Genomic DNA, 20958 nt, shown 5'->3' with positions numbered 1-20958 from the left:
AGCGCATGCTCGGGTGCCGTTCCCTGCGCGCGACGGGATTGAGACCGACTCACCGCAGTTAAAGAGATACTTTGTCTCATTAACGAGCGAGGTCGGCTCGCTTCGGCGAAAGGAGCCATGATGGCGAACGCGTCCAGCTTCGGATGGGCCGGTCACGTGCCCCCCGCGACGCTTGAGGAGTACTCCGAGAAGTACGCGGCGTTCTTCAAGATGTATAGGGAGAACGGGATCATCGAGCTGCGGCTCCACACCGACGGCGGCCCGTACGTCCACAACTGGGCCGCCCACAACGCGTGGAGCCGCGTGTGGCAGGACGTGGGCAACGACCCCGAGAACCACGTGCTCATCATCACCGGCACGGGCGAGACCTGGTTCCAGGGCGACCCGCGACAGACGTGGCCGAAGCCGCTGGTCGAGGAGGAGCCCGACTACATCTTTCAGCAGACGATCGACGCCTGGAAGCTGATCGAGAACTTCGTCAACAACATCGACATCCCCACGATCGCCGCGGTGAACGGGCCGGGCATTCACACCGAGTTCGCGCTCATGTGCGACGTCACCCTGGCCGCCGAGGACGCGGACTTCATGGATCCCCACTTCATGGCCGGCACCGCCCCCGGTGACGGTCTCGCGCTCGCGCTGCAGCACCTCATGGGGAGCAAGCGCGCCGCCTACGCGATCTACGGGGGCAGCTCCATCCCGGCGCCCAAGGCGCTTGAGTACGGGCTCGTGAGCGACGTCCTGCCCCGCGAGGAACTGCTGCCCAAGGCGTGGGAGCTCGCGCGCGACATCATGAAGCGGCCGCGATTCGCACGATGGGCGACGCACAACATCGTCAACCGCCCCTGGCGCAAGCTCGTCGCGGAGGACTTCGGTTTCCACTTCTCGCAGCAGTCGCTCGCGACGGTCGGGTCGAAGGCGTTGATCCCCGACCCTGATCTGGTCGCGGACGCCCGCCGGCGCAGGGTCTGGTGAGACGGTGACCGGAGGTGAGGGCGCGGTCGCCGTTACCAACGGCGGCCGCACTTCCTGCCGGATCGACGGAGCGGGGCCCCCGGTCGTCCTCGTCCACGGACTGCAGATCGGGCAGTCCCTCTTCGACGCGTTCCGCCGTCACCTCACCGACACGTTCACGGTCGTGACGTACGATCAGCGCGATCGGGGTGCCAGCGTCTTCGCCCCGGAGCCGTACACGATCGACGATCTCGCCGACGATCTCGCCGCGCTGATCTCGGCTCTCGGCTTCGGCCGGGCCCACGTCCTGGGCACCTCCTACGGGGGAATGATCGCGCAGGCGTTCGCGCTGCGGCATGCGAATCGGTTGGACCGGCTCGTCCTCGGCTCCACGAATCGGTTTCCCTTCGATCCCGACCGGCTGCCTGACGGCGTCCGCGCCCTTCTCGGGGCGCTCGAAGCGGGCGATCACGCGCGAGCCCGAGATCTTCTGGCTCGGCTCGCCCCCGCCGCCGCGAGATCGGGGGATCCGGAAGAGGAGACGCCGGAGTCCGCGAGCGAGCGGCTCGTGCGGCGGTTCGCCGCCGCACGCGGGTTCGACACGCGTGGCCTCCTCGGCTCCGTCGCGTCGCCGACCCTCGTGGTGCACGGTCGACGGGACGCGACGATACGGGTCGCCGACGTCCTGGCGATGGCGGAGGAGATCCCCGGCGCCGGCGTTCTGCAGCTCGCGGACGCGGGTCACGCGTGGGAGAACGAACGGCCCGCATCGGCCGCCGCGCTGATCGCAGCGTTCCTGACCGGCTCGGATTAGTACCGGGAACGGGTCCCCGGCGGGGACCCGTTCCCGGTACGCGCACTCAGCGGACGCGGGCACCCGCGAGCCACACCTGACGGATCCGGCCGCGAAGGCCTCGGAGATCGAGCAGGTCGCCGTCCACGACGACGATGTCAGCCAGCGCGCCCGGCTCGATGACGCCGAGATCGTCGTGCCCGAGCAGCTTCGCCGCGCTCGACGTCGCGGTTCGCCACGCCTCGATCGCCGACATGGAGGACGCCTCGGTCATGAGCCCCAGCTCGTCCAGGTTGCCGGCGGACGGGCTCCAGTACGGCGGGGTATCCGTGCCCATCGCGACCTTCACGCCGGCGTTGACCGCCAGCGCGAAACTCGCGCGGTGAGCCTCGAGCGCCTCTTGGGCGAGCGCGAGACTTTCGGCCGGTATCGGCACCCCGCCTGCCGCCGCGTCGATGATGGCGCGCGTCGCCGAGAGCGTCGGGACCAGCCAGGCCTCGTGCTTCAGCATGAGGGCGACCGCCTCGTCGTCGAGGTAGTAGCCGTGCTCGATCGAGCGAACCCCGTGACGCAATGCCGCTTTGATGCCCTCGGTCCCCTGCGCGTGAGCGAAGACGTAGGTTTCGGCTGCCGCGGCCTCCGCCACGATGGCCGCGAGCTCGTCGTCACGGAAGTGTGAATGCCGGGGATCGTCTCCCAGCGACATGACCCCGCCAGTCGTAGCGATCTTGATCACGTCGGCGCCGGCGCGCAGGACCTCCCGGACGCCACGCCGAACGCCGCCGGGGCCGTCCACCCCGTCGACGATCGAACGTGGCCGGCCGGGATGTTCGAGCATCATCGGCACCGAGCGTTCTCCGCCCGACGGGAGATGCAGATCGCTGTGCCCTCCGGTCTGCGACAACATCACGATGGCGATCTGCAGCCGCGGCCCCTCGATGAGCTTGTGCTCGATCGCCTGCTTGACGCCGAGGTCGGCCCCCGCGGCGTCCCGCGCGGAGGTGATGCCCTGGTCCAGTAGCAGGGACAGATTGCGACCGGCCTCGAAGTACTGAAGCGAGAAGGCCTGCTGTTCGGTGCGCGCGACGTTCAGATCGCGCGCCATCACGTGGACGTGACAGTCGAACAGGCCCGGAACGACCGACATTCCGGTGCAGTCGATGACCTCGTCGCCGTCCAGGTCCACGCCTATTTCGACGACGCGGTCACCTGCCACGGCGACATCGGCGTCGGAGACGGACGTGCCGTCGAAGACGACGCCGTTCTTGAACACGGTACGGGAGTGCATGTGGGCTCGCTTCTCCTGGACTGATCCGGCTGGGACGTAGGGGGCGTCGATCAGCATTCGACGACGTTGACGGCGAGGCCCCCGCGGGCGGTTTCCTTGTATTTGTCGCTCATATCCGCGCCGGTCTCCCGCATCGTCGCGATGACCTGGTCGAGGGAGACATGGTGTTCGCCGTCCCCCCAGAGCGCCATGTTCGCGGCGTTGATGGCTTTGGCCGCGGCGATGGCGTTGCGTTCGATGCACGGGATCTGGACGAGTCCGCCGATGGGGTCGCAGGTGAGGCCAAGATTGTGTTCCATGGCGATCTCGGCGGCGTTCTCGACCTGCTGGGGGGTGCCCCCGAGGATCTCGGCGAGGCCGGCGGCGGCCATCGACGAGGCGGAGCCCACCTCGCCCTGGCAGCCGACCTCTGCGCCGGAGATGGACGCGTTCGCCTTGTACAGGGTGCCGATCGCCCCGGCGGTGAGCAGGAACCGCTGGACGATGTCGTCTTCGCTCGTGGTCGTTGATCGGCTGGCCGGGGTGTAGTGCAGGGCGTAGTACAGCACGGCGGGGATGATGCCCGCGGCGCCGTTCGTCGGTGCCGTGACGATACGCCCGCCGCTCGCGTTCTCCTCGTTCACGGCGAGGGCGACGAGGTTGACTCGTTGCTGCCAGTACCGGTTGGCGTGGTCGGGGTCTTCCGCGGCGAGACGGGCGGCCCATTCCCCGGCGCGGCGACGTACGCCGAGGCCGCCGGGCAGAACTCCGTCGCGGGCGATCGACGAGCGGACACACGACTCCATGACATCCCACAGACCTCGCAGCAGGTGCCGGATGTCGGTTTCCGAGCGCAGGACCCGTTCGTTCGCCATCATCACCTCGGCGATGCTGAACCCGGTCTCCTCACAGACGGCGAGCAACTCGGCCGCGGTCCGGAACGGAAAGGGCCGGCGCGCCGCCGGCGGTCCGGCGTTCTCCTCGTCACCATCACGCACGACGAAGCCGCCACCGATCGAGTAGTACGTATCCGTGGCGAGCTCCGCGCCGGTGGAGTCGAACGCGGTGAAGGACAACGCGTTGTTGTGCCGGGCGCGGACCGTCAGGGGGCGGAGGATGAAGTCTTCGACGCGGCAGTGGACACGATGACGGCCGCCGAGGGCGACAACGCCTGTCTCTTCGATCACGGCGAGCTTCGCGGTGACCTCCGCCGGGGTCACCGCATCGGGCCGGACTCCCTCCAGCCCGAGGAGCACGGCAGTGAACGTGCCATGTCCGGCACCGGTCGCGGCGAGGGAACCGAAGATCTCCACGCGTACCTCGTGCACCCGATCGATGATCGTCTCGCCGGTGAGACGATCGACGAACTCGGCGGCGGCTCTCATGGGGCCCACCGTGTGTGAACTCGAAGGACCGATACCGATCGTGAAAAGGTCGAACACGCCGACAGTCGGCTCCGGGACAGTCATGAATGACGACCGTACGCACCATGACGGCCCAGATCCATACGATGCAGGTTTCTATCGCAGAGGCGCTCCCGCACGCGTGAAAGACATCAGAAGCGGCACAAAATCGCCGGTTGCGTTCCCGTTCGCGTCGAGGTGGCGGCCCTCCTTCTTGAGCGTCCGCAGCACCAGCGATCGATCCGCGATGGCCACTTCCGGGATGTTCTCCTCGATCGCCACCTCAAGCCTCTGAACGTCCGCCAGCGTCTTCATCCAGACGGAGAGGACGAGATTGCACGGGCCGATCGTCGAGACGGCGAGGCGGACCTCGCTGATGCCGGCGAGGGCGGCCCCCGCCCGAGCGGTCAGCCTGGCGGGGACCCGCAGGAAATACCATGCGTGCACGGGCCAGCCGGAGTGCGCCCGCGCGAGGTCGAGACGAACCACCAGGCGGCCGCCGCTCGCCAGCGAAGCCATGGTCTCCCGCACGCGCCGCTCACTGACGTCGAGAACCCTCGCCATCGAGGCGATGGTCACCCGCCCGTTCACACCGAGCAGTTTCAGGAGCTCACGCTCAAGCCGGGGGTCGATGCGCACCGATTCGGGCGCGTCGGCCGGGACCGTGCGTTTGACCGCGGCGACCTCGGCGGCGCTCAGCGAGCGGAGTCGCCACTGACCCGCGTCGGTGAACGGCGAGGACAGGAGATGCGTCCGCGTCGCCCGGACGCCCTCAAGCCGACGCATCCGGGTCATGACGTACTCGCCGAGGGCGTCCAGGCTCTCGGCGCCCGCGATGACCAGCATGTCGCGGCCGCCTGCGGTGAGGTCGACGGTGAACGCCTCCCGATCGGCCGCCAGCGCCTGAGCGATCTCCAGGGTCGAACCAGGGTGGGATTCCACTTCGAGGATCGCGCAGGGTCCGCGGGCGTTCGCCCCCGGATGCCCGGTGATCCAGGCGAGACCGTCGCCGGACAGGCGTTCCCAGCGGCGGGAGAGCGTCACCGAATCCACCCCCACGATCGGTGCGATCGCCGCCCATCGCGCCCGGGGATGGATCTGAAGCGCGTGGATCAGTCGCCTGTCGATCTCGTCCAGGCCGCGAATCTGCGGATTGTTGTCTTCTTCGTCCATGAACTGTCACCCTAGTGCCGTCGGCGTACGACTATCAGCACATGACTCGCTTGAAATCGCCTGATCACGGCCTCGGCGATACGGTCGGCGCGAGGACGTGGAGAACCTCGGCGGCGCGCTCGTCACGCCGGGCGTGATCGACGCCCGCACCCACCCGAGCGTGACCACCGCGGCCGGTGGCGGCACCGGCTCCACCGTGACGCGCGTCCGTGCACGCGCTGACATTGGAGTCATTGATGATGCGATTCGCCTTCCGCTCCCGATCGCCGTTCGGCGTCGTGGGCTTCCTGGTCGTCATGGAGCTGGGGAGCGGCATGCTGCAGGGGTGGTTCTCGCCTCTGCTCGCGGCGATCGGGCAGCAGTTCTCCGTCAGTGCGGGCTCCCTCAACTGGGTCAACGCGATGTACATGCTGGTCACGGTCGCGTGTGTGCCGATCCTGGCGAAGCTCGGGGACATGTTCGGTCACAAGCGGCTCCTCGTCGCCGCCGCGGCACTCGTCGCCGTCGGCTCGCTGGTCGTCGCTCTCGCGCCGACCTTCGAGTTGTTCCTTCTCGGTCGCGCGCTTCAGGCGCCGCTGGCGGCTTTCCTGCCGCTTGAGTTCGCGATCGTCCGCTCCCGCGACGCGAAGTCGGCAGGCAGGAACATCGGCGTCCTGGTCGGTGCCCTCACTCTCGGCGCGGCCGTGGGCTCGCTCGCCTCTGGCCTGCTGTACGCCTCGACGCAGAACCTGAACGTGGTCCTGCTGTTCCCCGCGATCTTCATCGCCCTGTGCGTTCCAGTGGTGATCTTCCTCGTGCCCGAGACGACCGTACGCAAGACGGGCCGCATCGACTGGGCAGGCGCGATCCTGCTCACTGTCGGTCTCCTCGCCACCCTCACGGGAATCTCCAACGGCGGCGCCTGGGGCTGGCTTGAGGCGAGGACCCTCTCTCTGGTGCTCGGCGGCGCCGCCGTGCTCACGCTCTGGGTGTTCGTGGAGCGCCGGGTGGAGAACCCCCTGGTCGATCTGTCGATGCTGGCGAAGAGCGGCATCGGCCTGCCGATCGTCGTATCCGCACTCTTCGGAGCGCAGACCTACGGCGGGCAGACCGCGAGCTTCCTCTGGCTTCTCAGCGATCCGGCCCGGGAGGGATACGGACTCGGTCTGCCCCCGGCCGGCGCCGGCGCCGTCATCGTGCTCTACGCGATCGCCGCGTTCGCCGGGACGCTGCTGGGCGAACGCCTCGCACGGTGGATCACCCCGCCGAGAGCCGTCGCGCTGGCCGGTGTCGTCGCGGGGGCGAGCTTCGTCCTCATGATCGTCTTCTCCGGGTCGACGGCGATGTTCATCGCCTGGATGGCCATGGGCGGTCTTTCCGCCGGTGTCCTCCTCGCCGTCCTCCCCTCGATCGTGGTGCGCAACGCACCCGCCGATTCCGTGGGCATCGCCTCGGCGTTGTTCAACACCGCGCGCACGGCGGCGGGCGCGGCCGCGGGCGCCGTCTTCGCGCTGGTGATGTCCCTCTTCGTCACCACGCGGAACGTCGAAGGATCGACCGCGGTGAGTTCGACGCCACTGTCGTTCTTCGCCGTCTGGGGGATCTGCCTGGCGATCTCCCTGACGCTCTCCGCCCTGGCCCTGCGGATGCGCGTGGCGAGAGAACCCGACACCGACGAGACATCCACCGCCGAACCGATCGAGGAAAGATGACCACCGCAGCACGCCCCTCCCACCCGGAATCGTCCGACTCCGTCCGGGAGGCGGTCCTCGCCTCCCGGACGGAATGGGAGGAGTCCGCGATCGCACTCAGCCGAGAGATACACCGAGTCCCCGAGATCGCCTTCCAGGAGCGCCACGCGTCGGCCCTCGTCGCGCGAGAGCTCGAGGCCGCGGGCTTCGACGTCGCGATCGGCGCGTATGGACTCGACACCGCGGTCGAGGCGACCTACGGGAGCGGCGACGTGACCGTGGCCATCTGCGCCGAGTACGACGCGCTCCCCGGCATCGGTCACGCGTGTGGTCACAACATCATCGGCGCGGCAGCGGTCGGCGCGGCCATCGCGCTGACGGCCGTCGCCGATCGAATCGGCCTCCGTATCAAGCTGCTCGGCACCCCCGCGGAGGAGCACGGCGGCGGAAAGGTGATCATGCTGGACGCGGGCGCGTGGGACGACGTCACGTTCTCCCTCATGGTGCACGGTGCTCCCGGCGAGGACGTCCGCTGCCTCGATGTCCGCACGCAGGCCGTGTGCCGAATGCACATCATGTTCCAAGGCCGGCCGGGACACGCGGGCGGGCCTACGCCGACCAGCGACAACGCCTCGAACGCGGCGACGATCGCACTCGTCGCCCTCGGTCTGCTCCGCCAGCATCTCCCCGACGGCGTTCGCGCCAACGCGTTCGTCTCCGAGGGCGGGCAGACGACCAATGTCATCCCCGCCGCGGCCGCCGTGCAAGTCGAGGTTCGCGCCGACACCCTTGAGGACCTGCAAGAGACACGACGACGAATTCTCACCTGCTTCGAGGGAGGAGCGACCGCGGCGGGATGCACATGGAGCTGGGATGAGGCGGAGCCGACCTACGCCGACATGCGCCAGGATCCGATCCTGGCGGCCGCATGGGACCGCAGCCTCGCATCGCTCGGCCGCGAAATACACGAACGGCCGCGCCCTCCGGCCGGGTCCACCGACATGGGAAACGTGTCGCACGTGGTGCCGTCGATCCACCCTCTCATCGCGGTCCTCGGGAGTACGTCCTGGCCGCACACCCCCGAGTTCGCCGCAGACGCGACAGGCCCGGCCGCGGAACGCGCCGCCATCGACGGCGCCTTGGCGATGGCTCTCACCGTCGTCGACGTCGTCACGGGACCTCACCTCGGTCAACTCTCACCTGAGGCGTCGCGCGCGGGTCTGGAGCCCACCGGGGCGTGAGCCGGCGGCAGAATGTCACACGCTCGACGGATTCCCCGCGTGGGTTCGCAGGTCACGCCGCGAAGCGCCGGCGCGTCAGCTATATCGCTCGACGAGGGCGTTGCCGATCGAGGCCAGGTGGTCTCGCACACCCGGGGGGCCGGTCACTTCGAGCCATTCGACCAGCCCGGCGAGTTCGCCGGCGAGGGTGTAGTCGTCGTGGCCGCGGATCACGACGTCGATGCGTCCGTCGGTCGTGGTGCCTCCGACTTCGAGTCGGTCGCCGAACCCGATCCGGAGAATGCCCATGGCGTGGGGCGCGCAGACGGCCTGGGCCTCCAGAGGGGTTCGTTTGCGGTCGATCTCGTCGGCGATCTCGTGCCAGCTCTCGGCGAGGTCGAAGTCCTCGGGCCGGTGCACGGGATCGCCGGTCGGGTCGGCGGATGTCACGCGGTCGATCCGGAAGGTCCGTCGGCCGGCCTCGGTGTGGCAGACGAGATACCACACCGGGCCTTTGGCGACGATGCCCAGCGGGTGGACGGTCCTCTCGGTTTCGGCGTCTTTGCCATCGACATAGCCGAGCCGCACCCGGACGCCGCGGATCACCGCGTCCTGGAGGTCGTCGAGGAAACGAGGTGGTCGGTGCTCGACCCGGCTCGACCCCCATCGTCGCGGGTCCATGACCAAGGATGATGCTGCTGCCTCGGCTTGGGCGCGGAAGGGTTCCGGCAGGGCTTGGACGAGTTTGCGCAGGGCTGCTTTCACGGCCGGGGTCGCGGCCGAGGCCGGGCCGGCGACCAGGAACAGGGCGCGGGCCTCACCCGCGGTCAACCCGGACAGGTCGGTACGGGCGCCGCCCACCAGGCGCCAGCCGCCGCCCCGTCCTTGCGTGGAGTACACGGGCACCCCGGCCATGGCCAGGGCGTCGAGGTCGCGGCGGGCGGTGCGCTCGGAGACCTCCAGCTCCCGGGCGACCTCTGCCGCCGTCACCTGCTCGCGCCGTTGCAGCATGAGGAGGACGGCCACCAGCCGGTCGGTTCGCACGCCCGCAAAACTCCCACACAAACCGGTCATGAGGTGACCGATTTCGGCGTCAGGATGGCGACGTGATCTCAACCGATTTCCCCAAGCCAACCCTCATTCCGGTCAACGGGGTGGAACTCGAAGTCTTCGAAGCGGGCCGAGAGAACGCGGGAAGGCCCATCGTGCTCTGCCACGGCTGGCCCGACCACGCCTTCACCTGGCGCCACCAGATGCCCGCCCTCGCCGCGGCCGGCTACCACGTCATCGCCCCGAACCAGCGCGGCTACGGCAACTCCTCCCGCCCGGCCGAGGTGACGGACTACGACATCGAACACCTGTCGGGTGACCTCGTCGCGCTCCTGGACCACTACGGATACCAAGACGCCACCTTCATCGGCCACGACTGGGGCGCGTTCGTCGTCTGGGGCCTGACCCTGCTGCACCCCACCCGTGTGAACAAGGTGATCAACCTGAGCTTGCCCTACCAGGAGCGCGGGGAAAAGCCGTGGATCGAGTCCATGGAGGACATGCTCGGCGGCGACTTCTACTTCGTCCACTTCAACCGGCAGCCGGGCGTCGCCGACGCCGTGTTCGAAGACAACACCGCCCAGTTCCTCCGCAACCTGTACCGGAAGAACCAGCCGCCGCCGGAGCCTCAGCCGGGCATGGCACTGATCAACCTCGCCCGAGCGCGAACACCCCTCGGCGAACCCATCATGAGCGACAACGAACTGGCCATCCTCGTCTCCGCCTTCGAAACATCCGGATTCACCGGCGGTATCAACTGGTACAGGAACCTCGACCGCAACTGGCGTCTCCTGGCGGACGTGGACCCGATCATCCACCGGCCCGCCCTCATGATCTACGGCGACCGGGACCCGGTCGCGAGGTCGGAGAACCTGGCAGAGTTCGTGCCCGACGTGGAAGTGGTCTGCCTGGACTGCGGCCACTGGATCCAGCGGGAAAGACCCGAAGAGACAAACCAGGCCATTCTCACATGGCTGGATAAGCGGGACGACGCCTGACGTCTCGTGATCCCGGCCTGCGAAGACGCCTGGCCACTGAGGATTCTGGGCTCAACGCTCCGGCGACGTCTTCCTCAGCCGCCGGCGGGCGACGCCTCGTCGGCGCTGAGGGTCCGCAGTATGTCGACCAGCGTCGACAACTGCTCGGGGGTGAGTGGCCTGAACAGCTCTTCCGCCGCCAGTTCATAGCCGGCCGTCCAGTCCTGGGCCAGTGCGGCCCCTTGCGCCGTCACTCGAAGGAGGACGGACCGGCGGTCGTCGGCGCTGGTCTGGCGTTCGAGCAGTCCGTCACGGACGAGCGCGTCGACCAGGGTGGAGGCGGTCCCCTGGGCGATGCCGACCGCGAGAGCGAGCTCGGTCAGCCGAACCGGCTGCGAACGTGCCACCTCCACCACCAGGCGTGACCTCGGTGTCGACACCCCGTGCTCGCCCAGACGCTCGTTGAAGTGACGTACGAGCACCTTCGCCGTTCGACTGAACTCGTCGGCGACCTGTGCTGCGGTCACGCTCTTCCTCGCCTGCGGCATCGCCCACCTCCACTTGACGCACCCATCGTACGGGAGGTTACATAGGCGTCGATGCATTGATGTCGAACTATTTGATGACTATGCATCTGGAGGGCATCGACAGCCGGGCGCGCACCAGAAGTGCGTACTCAATTACAAGGAGTGCAAGCATGAAGGTCTTTGTCACCGGCGGCAGCGGTTTCGTCGGCGGCGTTCTCGTCCATCGCCTCCTCGCCGAAGGGCATGAGGTCACGGCGCTTGCCAGATCGGGCTCCAGCATTCAGCGGGTACGCGCGGCCGGAGCCGATGCCGTTCCCGGCGATCTCGCCGAGCTCGGCCGGGCCGGTTCCCCGGCGCCGATCTGGCTCGCCAGGCTGTGCGAGGCCGACGCGGTCGTGCACGTCGCGGCCCACATGGAGTTCTGGGGGCCCGACTCCCTCTTCGAGCAGGCCAATCACGTGCCGACCGTCGCCCTGCACGCCGCGAGCGCCGCGGCCGGGGTGCGGCGCTTCGTGCTCATCAGCGCCGCGTCCGTCTCCACGGGCAGTCAGCGTCGTCCCGTCGTCGACGAGTCGACGCCGGAAGGCCGGCCGAACATCGCCTACAGCCGGGTCAAGCTGGCCACCGAGCGCGCGCTGTTGAAAGCCCACAACGAGAACACCGAGCTGGTCGTGCTCCGGCCTCCGTTCATCTGGGGCCGCGGAATGACGACGATCGACGAACTGGTCAAGGTCGCCGAGACGGGACGGTTCGCCTGGATCGATCACGGCAAGCACATCGTCGACTTCGTGCACGTCGAAAACCTGGCCGGTGCCGCGATCCGCGCGCTCACACGGGGCCGCCACCGCGGGGTGTACTACGTGACGGACGGCACGCCGATGCCCATCCGAGACTTCCTCACCCCCCTGCTGGCGACCCGCGGCGTGGATCTGTCCAAGAGCCGCAGCGTCCCTCTGGCGATCGCGGCGCCCATGGCGGCGATGATGGACCGCACGGCACGCCTGCTCCGCCGCGGAACGGCGCCCCCGCTGACGAGCTGGCTGGTGAGCTTCACCGGCCGTGACCGTTCCTACGACATCACCGCCGCGCGGAGGGAACTGGGCTACTCGCCTGACGTGACGGTGGAGAAAGGTCTGGCGGAGATGAGCTTCTCGTGAGGTGACGACCTCGCCGTGGATACGGTGGCGCCGGTTCCTCTGTTCCCAGGCGCCGCGGAAGAGCAAACTCTGGGTCGGCGTGCTCGACCGGCCCGTCCGGATTCAGGTGATGATCGGGCTGCGGCGCTCGACGAGGACGACGTCGCGCCACACCCCGTGGTGCCGGCCGATGCGCTCCCGAATGCCGATCACGCGGAATCCGGCGCGCTCATGGAGGACCAGGCTGCCGGTGTTCTCGGGGAAGATTCCGGACTGGACGGTCCAGATCCCGGCGGCCTCGGTGGAGGAGACGAGCGCGGCCAGCAGGGCGGAGCCGACGCCGCGGTTGCGGGCCTCGGGGTGGACGTAGACGGAGTGCTCGACGACCCCGGCGTAGGCGCACCGGTCGGAGACCGCGACCGCCGCGACCCAGCCCAGGACGCGCCCGGTCGTGTCGACGGCCACGTGGCGGTGGCCGGGCAGTTTGGCGGCGTCGAACCCGGCCCAGGTGGGAGCCTGGGTCTCGAAGGTGGCCTGACCTTCCTCGATGCCGAGCCGGTAGATGTCCAGCACCTGGTCGGCGTGCCCCGCCGTCATGGCGGCGATCCGCACGGTGTCGCCCGTCATGACGGTTCCCGGAGGAGTTCGCCGATCAGCGCGCGGACGCGGGCCTCGATCTCGTCGCGGATGGGCCGCACGGCGGCGACGCCCTGCCCGGCCGGGTCGGCCAGTCGCCAGTCTTCGTAGCGTTTGCCGGGGAAGATCGGGCAGGCGTCCCCGCAGCCCATCGTGACGACCACGTCGCTGGACTGGACGGCCTCGACGGTGAGCACCTTGGGGATCTCGGCGGAGATGTCGACGCCGGCTTCCTTCATCGCCTCGACCACGGCCGGGTTCACGTGGTCGGCGGGGGCCGATCCGGCCGAGCGGACCTGGATCCGGCCGCCGGCCAGATGGCTCAGGAAGGCGGCGGCCATCTGGGAGCGGCCCGCGTTGTGTACGCAGACGAACAGCACCGACGGAACAGGAGTGGTCACGCGTTTCCTTTGCTGATCAGGGCGGATACGCCGTCTTCCGCCGGCCGGTCCCCGGCGGCGGCCCGGGGGAACAGGATCGCGGCCAGGCCGATGCCGATGAATCCGCCCACCATCTGGGCGGCGACGAAGGGGGCCACCGAGCCGGGGGCGATGCCGGCGTAGGTGTCGGTGAAGGCGCGGCCGATGGTGACGGCGGGGTTGGCGAAGCCGGTGGAGGAGGTGAACCAGTAGGCGGCGCCGATGTAGGCGGCCACCGCCGGTGCGGCGAGCCGACCCCGGTCGGCGCGGGCCAGGCCGGTGACGAGCAGGATCAGCCCGGCGGTGGCGACCGCTTCGGCCAGCCACAGATGGGCGGCGAACCGCTCATGCCCCGACCAGGTGACCGGCGGCAACCCGAACATGGCGTTGGCCAGCACGGCCCCGCCGATGGCCCCGGCGACCTGCGCGCCCACATAGCCGATGGTCTCCGCGGAGGCGCGGCCGTGCCACCAGGCGGCGGCGGTGACCACCGGGTTGAAGTGCGCTCCTGAGACCGGCCCGAACAGGGCGATCAGCACGCCCAGGCCGAGAACCGTGGCCAGGGAGTTGGCCAGCAGCTCGACCCCGCCGTCGCCGCTGAGCCGGTCGGCCTGGACGCCCGAGCCCACCACGACGGCCACCAGGGCCGCCGTGCCGACCGCCTCGGCGGCCAGCCGCCGCCCCAGTCCGGTGCGGTTCACGCCGGGACGGGGGCCTGGAGCAGGCCGGACAGCCGGTTGAGCGCGGCCGGGACGACCCAGTAGTACACCCAGGTGCCGCGCCGTTCCGACCCGACCAGCCCGGCTTCGCGCAGGACCTTGAGGTGGTGGGAGATGGTCGGCTGGGACACCTCGAACGGACCGGTCAGGTCGCACACGCACGCCTCGCCGCCCGCGAAGGAGGCGATCAGCGACAGCAGCCGCAGCCGGACCGGGTCGGCCAGCGCCTTGAACATCCGGGCCAGCTCGGCCGCGTCCTGCTCGCCCAGCGGTTCGCGGACCATCGGCGCGCAGCACTCCTCCGCGGCCTGGACGACCGGCAGTTCTTGTTTCGGCATGCGTCTATGTTGACATTCATCGAATCAGCATGGCAAGTTCCACTGTATCGACATTCGTCAATACAAGGAGACGTCATGTCCCGTGTCCAGCTCGCGCTCCGCGTCGCCGACCTCGAAGGCTCGATCGCCTTCTACACCCGGCTGTTCGGGGTCGAACCGGCCAAGCGCCGCCCCGGCTACGCCAACTTCGCCGTCACCGAGCCCCCGCTCAAGCTGGTCCTGCTGGAAGGCGAGCCAGGCCAGGAGACCGTCATGGACCACCTGGGCGTCGAGGTCGAGACGGGCGAGGAGGTCGCCGCCGCCACCCGGCGCCTGGCGGCGGCGGGGCTGGCCACCTTCACCGAGAACGACACCTCCTGCTGCTACGCCCTGCAGGACAAGGTGTGGGTCCGCGGCCCCGGCGCCGAACCCTGGGAGGTGTACGTGGTCAAGGCCGACGCCGACACCTCGGCGGGCCCCTCCCGTGACGGTGCGGCATGTGTGTGCGGGCCGTCCGCCGGGCGGAGCACGCCGGGTGCCGCCACCTGCTGCTGACGTAAGTTCACCAGGTGACCGGCAGAGCGGTCAGCCCGCCGGTGAGGGTCTTCGGGTCGAAGGTCATCTCTTCCAGTGGGCGTCCCAGCCGCATGGTCGGGAAACGGGTGACGAGCTGGGCGAAGACCACACTCAGCTCGATACGGGCCAGGGGTGCGCCCATGCAGTAGCGCGGGCCGTGGCCGAAGCTCAGGTGGGCCGCCACGGGGCTGCCGGGGTCGAAGCGCTCCGGTTCGGGGTAGGCGGCGGGGTCGTGGTTGGCCGCGCCCGTGTCCAGCAGGACCAGGTCACCGGCGCGTACCGGGACGCCTTCCATGTCGAGGTCGGTACGGGCATAGCGCACCAGGCCGCCGCCGCCCAGGCCGAAGCCGCGCAGGATCTCCTCCACCGTGGCGTCGACGCGGCTGGGGTCGGCGGCCAGGGCCTGCCACTGGCCGGGGGTGGACATCATCCACAGGGTGCCCATGCCGATCGCGGTGACCGTGGTCTCGTGACCGGCGAACAACAACGACATGCCGAGCATGGCGGCCTCGTCGTCGCCGACGCCCTCGGTGGCGGCCAGGCGGGAGATCACGTCGGCGTCCGGGTCGCCTTCGGCGCGTTTGCGGGCGACCAGGTCACGGCCGTACCGGAACAGGTCGGCCAGTCCCTGCTCCGAGCGGGCGCGGTCGGTGACGTCCGCGGCGGCCTGGCTCCAGGCGCGGAACCGGTCGCGGTCGTCGTAGGGCACGCCGAGAAGTTCGCAGATGACGGCGATCGGCAGCGGCAGCGCCAGAGCGCTGTGCAGGTCGGCGGGGGAGCCGGCGGCCTCCATCTCGTCGAGCAGCGATGCGGTGAGGGCCTCGATCCGGGGCCGCAACGCCCGCATGCGCTTGGGGGAGAAGTGGGGCTGCAGCAGGGCACGCATGCGGCGATGGTCGTTCTGCTCGGTGTCGAAGTCGCCGAGCGGGCCGCCGAAAAGGGCCGACTCTCCGCTGCGGGAGGCGCGTTCCGGCTCGGGATGGGCCCGGCCGAAGCGATCGTCGGCGAGCAGCCGGCGTACTTCCTCGTATCCGGTGACGAGCCAGGCGGGGTCGCCGACCGCCGTGGTCACCGCGTGCACCGGACCCTGTTTCTGGAGTTCGCGCAGCTCAGGAGCGCGGCGCAGCGGGCCGTCGGACTGTTTGAACGGAAGTGTGGACATGGGACCTCCCGATAAGTAGACACTCCTTTGTATACTCCGACGTATAAGAATCTAACTTGTACACTTTGGGGGATACAAGAGGAGAATCCGAATGGTCGACCAGGCGGCCCCGGTCCGGCGGTTGCGGCGCGCCGAGCGGCGCGAACAGATCCTCGACGCGGCCACCCGCGCCTTCGCCCGCAACGGGTTCGCCGACACCGGCCTCGACGACATCGCCGCCGAGGCGGAACTGACGCGGGCCATGCTCTACCGGCACTTCGAATCCAAGGCCGACCTCTACCGGGCCGTGCTCGACCGGTCCTGCGCCCGCCTCATCGAGGCCACCGGCTCCGGCGACTACGACGATCGCGCGATCCCCGCGCTGATCGAGGCCGCGAGCGCCGACCCTGACGGGTTCCGGTTGTTGTTCCGCCATGCCGCGCGCGAGCGCGAGTTCCGCGACCTGACGAACTTCATGGCGGTCGCCTCCCGAGAGCTCGCCCATCGCAACCTGGCCCGCGTCATCCCTCCGGGCCCGTGGCTGGAGTGGGCCGCCGACCTGATTCCGGTGCTCACCGTCGAGGCGGTCATCGCCTGGCTCGACGCCGGCCGACCCGATCCCGACCAGGCCGCCGACCGCATCGCCGGGGTGGTGCACGGTGTCATGGCCGCAGCGGGAGCACCCTCGCGACCGACCGCGCCCTGAAGGACCTGACCATTCGGGGTCTTCCTCCAGGCCGACCGGCTGGACAGGACGATGGCACTGATCTCCAAGGGCGACCTCGGCAAGCGGGACTCCGGCGGCGTTCCCCACCACTTCAGCGTGCGGGCCGACGGTAAGGTCGTGCGCTTCGGCGCGTTCAACGCGGGCTTGGCCTGTCGGTTCGTTGAAGCAGTCAGTCGACCAGATGCGATGGGACCTCCAGGTGCGAGACTCGGACGGTCACTTGACGGCTCCTTGCATCAGCGCCTTGACGAAGTTGCGCTGGAAGATCAAGAAGATCACCAGCGAAGGCAGGATGATCAGCAGGGATCCGGCGCAGAGCAGCACGATGTCGGTGCCGTACTGCCCCTGGAAGGCGCCCAGCCCGCCGGCCACGGTGCGCTTCGTCGGGTCGTCGACAAGGACGAGGGGCAGCAGATACTGGTTCCAGCTGGAGAGGAAGAAGAGCACGGATAGTGCGGACCACGCCGGGGTGGCCAGCGGCAGGTGGATGCGGCGGAACGTCTGCCAGGTGTTGGCGCCGTCGACTTTCGCGGCTTCGGCGAGCGCGGGCTCGGTGCCGAGGAAGTGTGCGCGCATCCAGAAGACGCCGAATGGCATGAGCAGTCCGATGAGCGGCAGGATGATCGCCAGCCGCGTCCCGAGCAATCCCATGCTGCGCAGGTCGTAGTACAACGGTGTGATCAGCGCCTCGAACGGCAGGGTGAGTCCGACGAGGAGAAGACCGTAGATCGCCTTACCGAAGGGCACGTTCAGCTGGGCGAGGGCGTAGCCCGCGGCGGTGGCCATCGCGACCGTGGCCGGTACGACGCCGAGCACGATGAGGGTGCTCGAGCGGAACAGCGCGACGAAGTTCGCCGCGCTCCACGCATCGACGAAGTTGTGCCAGTGCGGGTCGCTGGGCCAACTGAGGCCTTGCGGCGTGCTGCCCGGCGGTGCCAGTGCCGTGGTGAACATGCTCAGCAGCGGTACCACGGCGAACAGCATCAGCGCGAGGAGGATCCCGGTGCGCGTTACCCGATGGGCGAGGCCCGATCTGGTCATTTCTCCCTCCCGAGACGCTGGATCGGCCAGATGACCACCAGCACGACGACGGCCAGGAACACCGCGAGCGCCGAGGCCTGGCCGACGTGCTGCTGCAGGAACGTCAACCGGTAGATCTGCACGCCGGGCACCATCGTCTGGTAGCCGGGACCGCCTTGCGTCGCGACCTGGACGACGTCGAAGCTCGCCAGCGCGGCGATGATCGTGAACGTCGTGCACACGACGAGTTCGCGCCGCAACCCGGGCAGCGTCACGGCGAAGAACTCACTGACCCGCCCGGCCCCCTCGAGCCGGGCCGCCTCGTACAGCGCCGGGTCGATCTTGCCGATGCCCGCCAGCAGCAGCACCGTGCAGAAGCCGAGCATGACCCAGACCCCGATCACACCGACCGCGGGCAGGGCGAAAGTGAAGTCGCCGAGCCAGGCCCGCGTGTACCGATCGAGGCCGACCGCGCGCAGGACCTGATTGACCAGGCCGTCCGAGGAGTACATCCACGTCCACGCGATACCGGCCGCGACCAGCGGAAGCACCTGCGGGACGAACAGTACGACCCGGGCGGTGGTGCTGAACGCGCCGGGCTTCAGTTCGCGGATGAACGACGCGGCGACCAGACCGAGCCCGACCGGCAGGACCGTGTAGAACAGGACGAGGACGAACGCGTGCACCACCGATTGCAGTAGCTCCGGCTGGGTGAAGATCGCTTTCCAGTTGTCCAGTCCGGCAGGCGTCGCCGGGCCGATGCCGTCCCAGTCGTAGAACGAGTACTGCACGGACTGGAGCATCGGGAACAGCACGAAGACGCCGTACATGCCGAACGCCGGCACAACCCAGAGCAGCGCGCTCCAACTCCGCCGCCGGCGTGCCGCGGGAACGCTCGACGGGTCGGTCACAGCCGCCGCATCACCCCTGGGTCGGCTCGCCGCGATCATCGCCCGAGATCGCGTTCGTAGTCGGACTGCACCTTGGCCGCGAACGCCTCGGGCGTCGTCTTGCCGGCCAGCAGCAGCTGCGTTTGCGGGACGAGGCTGTTGACGTGGATCGAAGCCGTCGCATCAGCCATGAAGCCGACCAGCCCGTTGCTCTTCAGCAACTCCTGGAACGCGTTGACGGTGGCGGCGACCGCCGACCCCTCGGGCGTGGTCGGAGCCGGCGCGTCGGTCGGGCCCGCCGGTACCAGCCCGCCGAGGGTGACCGTCTCCTGCCGCGCCTGCGGGTCCGTCTGCACGAAGTCCAGGAACGCCGCCGCCACGTCCGCGTTCTGTGACTTCGCCGGAATGCCCAGGTTGGCGGCGGCGGTCATCGCGTACGACGGCCCACCGGCGACGTCGGGCGGGAACAGGAAGAAGCCGAACTGACCGGGTGCGGTCTTGTCGAGGTTCGGGGCCTGCCAGTTGCCGCTCGGGAAGAACACGCCGTTGCCCTTGATGAACTCGGCCGGTGCCCGGGTCTGGTCGATGTCGTTCGCGTCGGCCGGCAGATATCCCGCCTGTCCCCAGCGTTGCAATGTCGTGGCGCCCTTGACCGTCGCCGCGTTGTCGATGCTCGCGCCGGGCTTGGTGTAGTTCCAGTCCTGGACGGCTTGCGCGTCACCGGCGTAGGAGATCATCAGATTCTGCAGCGGATAGACGCTGCCGCCGTCCTTGCCGTTGGTCATGATCGGCTGGAGCCCGGCGTCCTTCGCCTTGGCGAGCAGCTGCTCGAACTCGGCGACGGTCGCCGGTGGCCGCGTCATCCCGAGCCGCTGCGCGAGCGCCTTGTTGTAGTAGACCCCGGTCAGGCCGAAACCGGCACCCGCGGCGTACAACGAGCCCGTCCCCCGTTGTGTGCCGTCCGGGCCGACACGGGTGGAGGCGAACTGCGACTGCGGCCACGCGTTCCACCCATAGGCCTCCGCATACGGGTCGAGGCTGAGCAGCAGGTGGTCCTTGGTCAGGTTGCCGAGCTGCGGCACGCGGACGAGGTCGGGCACGTTGTCCCCGGCGAGAGTGCGCGCGATGGTCGTGGTCAAGGTGGCGTAGTCCTGGTTCTCGACCTTGACGGTCACGTTGCCGTGCTTGGCGTGGAACAGCTTGCCGAGTGCGGTGTAGAACGGGACGTCGACGCCGCTGGTGACGAGCAGCTTCAGGGTGACCGGTTCGCTTCCGATACCGGTGGAGACCGGCTTGGACGGTACCGGGCCGGCTTCGGAGGTGCCGCCGGGTGCGCAGGCGGCCAGCAGCAGGGCGGCCGCCGCGGCGACCCCGGTCGCCCGGAGGTTCCGGCGGTAATGGATCAGCGATCGCACGGGAAGTCCTTAAGGCTCGATGGTGCGGGTTGACTGGAACGCGCGGCGTATCGCGTCGCCTGCCTTGCCGGCGGCGTGGTGCGCGTCGGTCATCACGGCGAACATCTCGAAGAAGCCATGGATCTGCCCCGCGTACTCGATCAGCTCGACCGGCACGCCGGCCGCCCGCAGACGCCGGGCATAGTCCTCGGCCTCGCCACGGAGGAAGTCGTGCTCGGCCGTGATGATCGTCGCGGGCGCGACACCGCGCACGGATTCAGCGTGCAGGGGGGATGCGTACGACGCCGTGCGGTGTGCCGGGTCGGGAACGTACGTCGCCCAGATGTGCTGGAGCCGTCGGTAGGTGTTGGGGCCGAAACCCGGCAGGCCCGCGAAGGTCTCGTACCGCCGCCGGAACGCGACCTTGTAGTCGGTGTTCTCGAAGCTGTCGAGTACCGGGTAGACGAGGAGCTGGGCGGCCAGCCGGACACCTTCGTCACGTGCTTTGAGCGCGACAGCCGCGGCGAGGTTGCCGCCCGAACTGTCTCCGCCGACAGCCACGCTGCCGAAGTTGCGGCGTGCCCATGCGACGGCCGTCCAGGTGTCGTCAAGGCCGGCCGGAAACGGGTGTTCGGGCGCGAGCCGGTAGTCGATGGACAACACCCCGCACCCGGCCCGGTTCGCGAGTTCCCGGGCGACGCCCTCGGCGGTGTCGAGGTCTCCGTGAATCCAGCCGCCGCCGTGTGCCCAGACCAGCACCTCCTGTTCCCCGCCCTTGGGCCGGTAGAGCCGGGCCGGTACGCCGTCCGCGTCGACCGACTCGACGGAGGCGACCGGCGCAGTCTCACCGGTCACGGCCAGCACCTTCGCACGTGCGTCCGCCCGCACGGCCGCGATGTCGGCGGCCCACGGGTCGGGCGATGATCCGGAGTTGTCCAGGAAGGCCTGA

At 69.1% G+C, this 20958-nt stretch carries 22 protein-coding genes; 8 read left to right on the top strand and 14 right to left on the bottom strand.

Annotated features, from left to right (window positions below; genetic code table 11):
* The first annotated feature begins 120 nt into the window (after nucleotides 1–120).
* The gene (locus tag AW273_RS25825) at nucleotides 121–975 is read left to right on the top strand and encodes an enoyl-CoA hydratase/isomerase family protein (protein WP_062353325.1); all 855 of its coding nucleotides are present in this window, start codon (nucleotides 121–123) and stop codon (nucleotides 973–975) included.
* Nucleotides 976–979: 4 nt separating this feature from the next.
* Nucleotides 980–1768, top strand: coding sequence for an alpha/beta fold hydrolase (locus tag AW273_RS25820; RefSeq protein ID WP_062353215.1), 789 nt, complete (start codon nucleotides 980–982; stop codon nucleotides 1766–1768).
* A 46-nt stretch (nucleotides 1769–1814) separates the two neighbouring features.
* Here the strand turns inward: AW273_RS25820 and AW273_RS25815 are convergent, their stop codons facing one another.
* Genes AW273_RS25815 through AW273_RS25805 form a run of 3 tightly spaced genes read right to left on the bottom strand, consistent with a single transcriptional unit; the run spans nucleotide 1815 to nucleotide 5590 of the window.
* The gene (locus AW273_RS25815) at nucleotides 1815–3092 is read right to left on the bottom strand and encodes a metal-dependent hydrolase family protein (RefSeq protein ID WP_232327591.1); all 1278 of its coding nucleotides are present in this window, start codon (nucleotides 3090–3092) and stop codon (nucleotides 1815–1817) included.
* Nucleotides 3086–4483 (bottom strand): L-serine ammonia-lyase, encoded by a 1398-nt coding sequence (locus AW273_RS25810; protein WP_062353209.1) that lies wholly within the window; start codon nucleotides 4481–4483, stop codon nucleotides 3086–3088. The genes AW273_RS25815 and AW273_RS25810 overlap by 7 nt, the downstream gene beginning before the upstream one ends.
* A gap of 51 nt (nucleotides 4484–4534) precedes the next feature.
* A complete protein-coding gene (locus tag AW273_RS25805; protein WP_062353206.1) occupies nucleotides 4535–5590 on the bottom strand; it encodes an Lrp/AsnC family transcriptional regulator in 1056 nt (351 codons plus the stop codon).
* A 236-nt stretch (nucleotides 5591–5826) separates the two neighbouring features.
* Here AW273_RS25805 and AW273_RS25800 point away from each other — a divergent pair, with 236 nt between their 5' ends.
* Nucleotides 5827–7281 (top strand): MFS transporter, encoded by a 1455-nt coding sequence (locus AW273_RS25800; RefSeq protein ID WP_062353203.1) that lies wholly within the window; start codon nucleotides 5827–5829, stop codon nucleotides 7279–7281.
* On the top strand, nucleotides 7278–8501 hold the full coding sequence (locus tag AW273_RS25795) for an amidohydrolase (RefSeq protein ID WP_062353199.1): 1224 nt from the start codon (nucleotides 7278–7280) through the stop codon (nucleotides 8499–8501). The genes AW273_RS25800 and AW273_RS25795 overlap by 4 nt, the downstream gene beginning before the upstream one ends.
* 75 nt (nucleotides 8502–8576) lie before the next feature.
* Here AW273_RS25795 and AW273_RS25790 read toward each other — a convergent pair whose 3' ends face one another.
* Complete coding sequence (locus tag AW273_RS25790) at nucleotides 8577–9524, bottom strand: helix-turn-helix transcriptional regulator (RefSeq protein WP_062353196.1); 948 nt, start codon at nucleotides 9522–9524, stop codon at nucleotides 8577–8579.
* 62 nt (nucleotides 9525–9586) lie between these two features.
* On the opposite strand from AW273_RS25790, the gene AW273_RS25785 reads away from it, so the two are divergent.
* Nucleotides 9587–10528 (top strand): alpha/beta fold hydrolase, encoded by a 942-nt coding sequence (locus AW273_RS25785; protein WP_062353194.1) that lies wholly within the window; start codon nucleotides 9587–9589, stop codon nucleotides 10526–10528.
* 74 nt (nucleotides 10529–10602) lie between these two features.
* Here the strand turns inward: AW273_RS25785 and AW273_RS25780 are convergent, their stop codons facing one another.
* On the bottom strand, nucleotides 10603–11034 hold the full coding sequence (locus AW273_RS25780; protein WP_232327590.1) for a MarR family winged helix-turn-helix transcriptional regulator: 432 nt from the start codon (nucleotides 11032–11034) through the stop codon (nucleotides 10603–10605).
* Nucleotides 11035–11204: 170 nt separating this feature from the next.
* On the opposite strand from AW273_RS25780, the gene AW273_RS25775 reads away from it, so the two are divergent.
* On the top strand, nucleotides 11205–12191 hold the full coding sequence (locus AW273_RS25775; protein ID WP_062353188.1) for an NAD-dependent epimerase/dehydratase family protein: 987 nt from the start codon (nucleotides 11205–11207) through the stop codon (nucleotides 12189–12191).
* A 102-nt stretch (nucleotides 12192–12293) separates the two neighbouring features.
* Here AW273_RS25775 and AW273_RS25770 read toward each other — a convergent pair whose 3' ends face one another.
* From AW273_RS25770 to AW273_RS25755, 4 genes are read right to left on the bottom strand one after another with little or no spacing between them, the layout of a single operon-like run.
* Nucleotides 12294–12797, bottom strand: coding sequence for a GNAT family N-acetyltransferase (locus tag AW273_RS25770; RefSeq protein WP_062353185.1), 504 nt, complete (start codon nucleotides 12795–12797; stop codon nucleotides 12294–12296).
* A complete protein-coding gene (locus AW273_RS25765) occupies nucleotides 12794–13207 on the bottom strand; it encodes an arsenate reductase ArsC (protein WP_062353181.1) in 414 nt (137 codons plus the stop codon). The genes AW273_RS25770 and AW273_RS25765 overlap by 4 nt, the downstream gene beginning before the upstream one ends.
* On the bottom strand, nucleotides 13204–13926 hold the full coding sequence (locus tag AW273_RS25760) for an aquaporin (protein ID WP_063910097.1): 723 nt from the start codon (nucleotides 13924–13926) through the stop codon (nucleotides 13204–13206). Before AW273_RS25760 ends, AW273_RS25765 begins: the two co-directional genes overlap by 4 nt.
* Nucleotides 13923–14282, bottom strand: coding sequence for an ArsR/SmtB family transcription factor (locus AW273_RS25755; RefSeq protein ID WP_062353178.1), 360 nt, complete (start codon nucleotides 14280–14282; stop codon nucleotides 13923–13925). Before AW273_RS25755 ends, AW273_RS25760 begins: the two co-directional genes overlap by 4 nt.
* Before the next feature lie 75 nt (nucleotides 14283–14357).
* Between AW273_RS25755 and AW273_RS25750 the strand changes: the two genes are divergently transcribed.
* Entirely contained in the window at nucleotides 14358–14816 is a 459-nt protein-coding gene (locus AW273_RS25750; protein ID WP_062353175.1) for an ArsI/CadI family heavy metal resistance metalloenzyme, read from the top strand.
* Between the two features lie 7 nt (nucleotides 14817–14823).
* On the opposite strand, the gene AW273_RS25745 is transcribed toward AW273_RS25750, so the two are convergent.
* Nucleotides 14824–15999: a cytochrome P450 gene (locus AW273_RS25745; RefSeq protein WP_062353172.1), complete on the bottom strand. Its 1176-nt coding sequence runs from the start codon at nucleotides 15997–15999 to the stop codon at nucleotides 14824–14826.
* Nucleotides 16000–16090: 91 nt separating this feature from the next.
* Here AW273_RS25745 and AW273_RS25740 point away from each other — a divergent pair, with 91 nt between their 5' ends.
* A complete protein-coding gene (locus tag AW273_RS25740) occupies nucleotides 16091–16684 on the top strand; it encodes a TetR/AcrR family transcriptional regulator (RefSeq protein ID WP_062353170.1) in 594 nt (197 codons plus the stop codon).
* A 237-nt stretch (nucleotides 16685–16921) separates the two neighbouring features.
* On the opposite strand, the gene AW273_RS25735 is transcribed toward AW273_RS25740, so the two are convergent.
* Genes AW273_RS25735 through AW273_RS25720 form a run of 4 tightly spaced genes read right to left on the bottom strand, consistent with a single transcriptional unit; the run spans nucleotide 16922 to nucleotide 20864 of the window.
* Nucleotides 16922–17746: a carbohydrate ABC transporter permease gene (locus AW273_RS25735; protein WP_062353167.1), complete on the bottom strand. Its 825-nt coding sequence runs from the start codon at nucleotides 17744–17746 to the stop codon at nucleotides 16922–16924.
* The gene (locus tag AW273_RS25730; protein WP_062353164.1) at nucleotides 17743–18636 is read right to left on the bottom strand and encodes a carbohydrate ABC transporter permease; all 894 of its coding nucleotides are present in this window, start codon (nucleotides 18634–18636) and stop codon (nucleotides 17743–17745) included. The genes AW273_RS25735 and AW273_RS25730 overlap by 4 nt, the downstream gene beginning before the upstream one ends.
* A 35-nt stretch (nucleotides 18637–18671) precedes the next feature.
* On the bottom strand, nucleotides 18672–20030 hold the full coding sequence (locus tag AW273_RS25725) for an ABC transporter substrate-binding protein (RefSeq protein WP_062353161.1): 1359 nt from the start codon (nucleotides 20028–20030) through the stop codon (nucleotides 18672–18674).
* Between the two features lie 9 nt (nucleotides 20031–20039).
* Complete coding sequence (locus AW273_RS25720) at nucleotides 20040–20864, bottom strand: alpha/beta hydrolase (protein WP_198168354.1); 825 nt, start codon at nucleotides 20862–20864, stop codon at nucleotides 20040–20042.
* Nucleotides 20865–20958 lie beyond the last annotated feature (94 nt).

It is taken from the genome of Herbidospora yilanensis (assembly GCF_001570565.1).
In the GTDB taxonomy this organism is placed as follows: Bacteria; Actinomycetota; Actinomycetes; order Streptosporangiales; family Streptosporangiaceae; genus Herbidospora; species Herbidospora yilanensis.
This window is presented reverse-complemented; position numbering and strand designations above follow the sequence as displayed.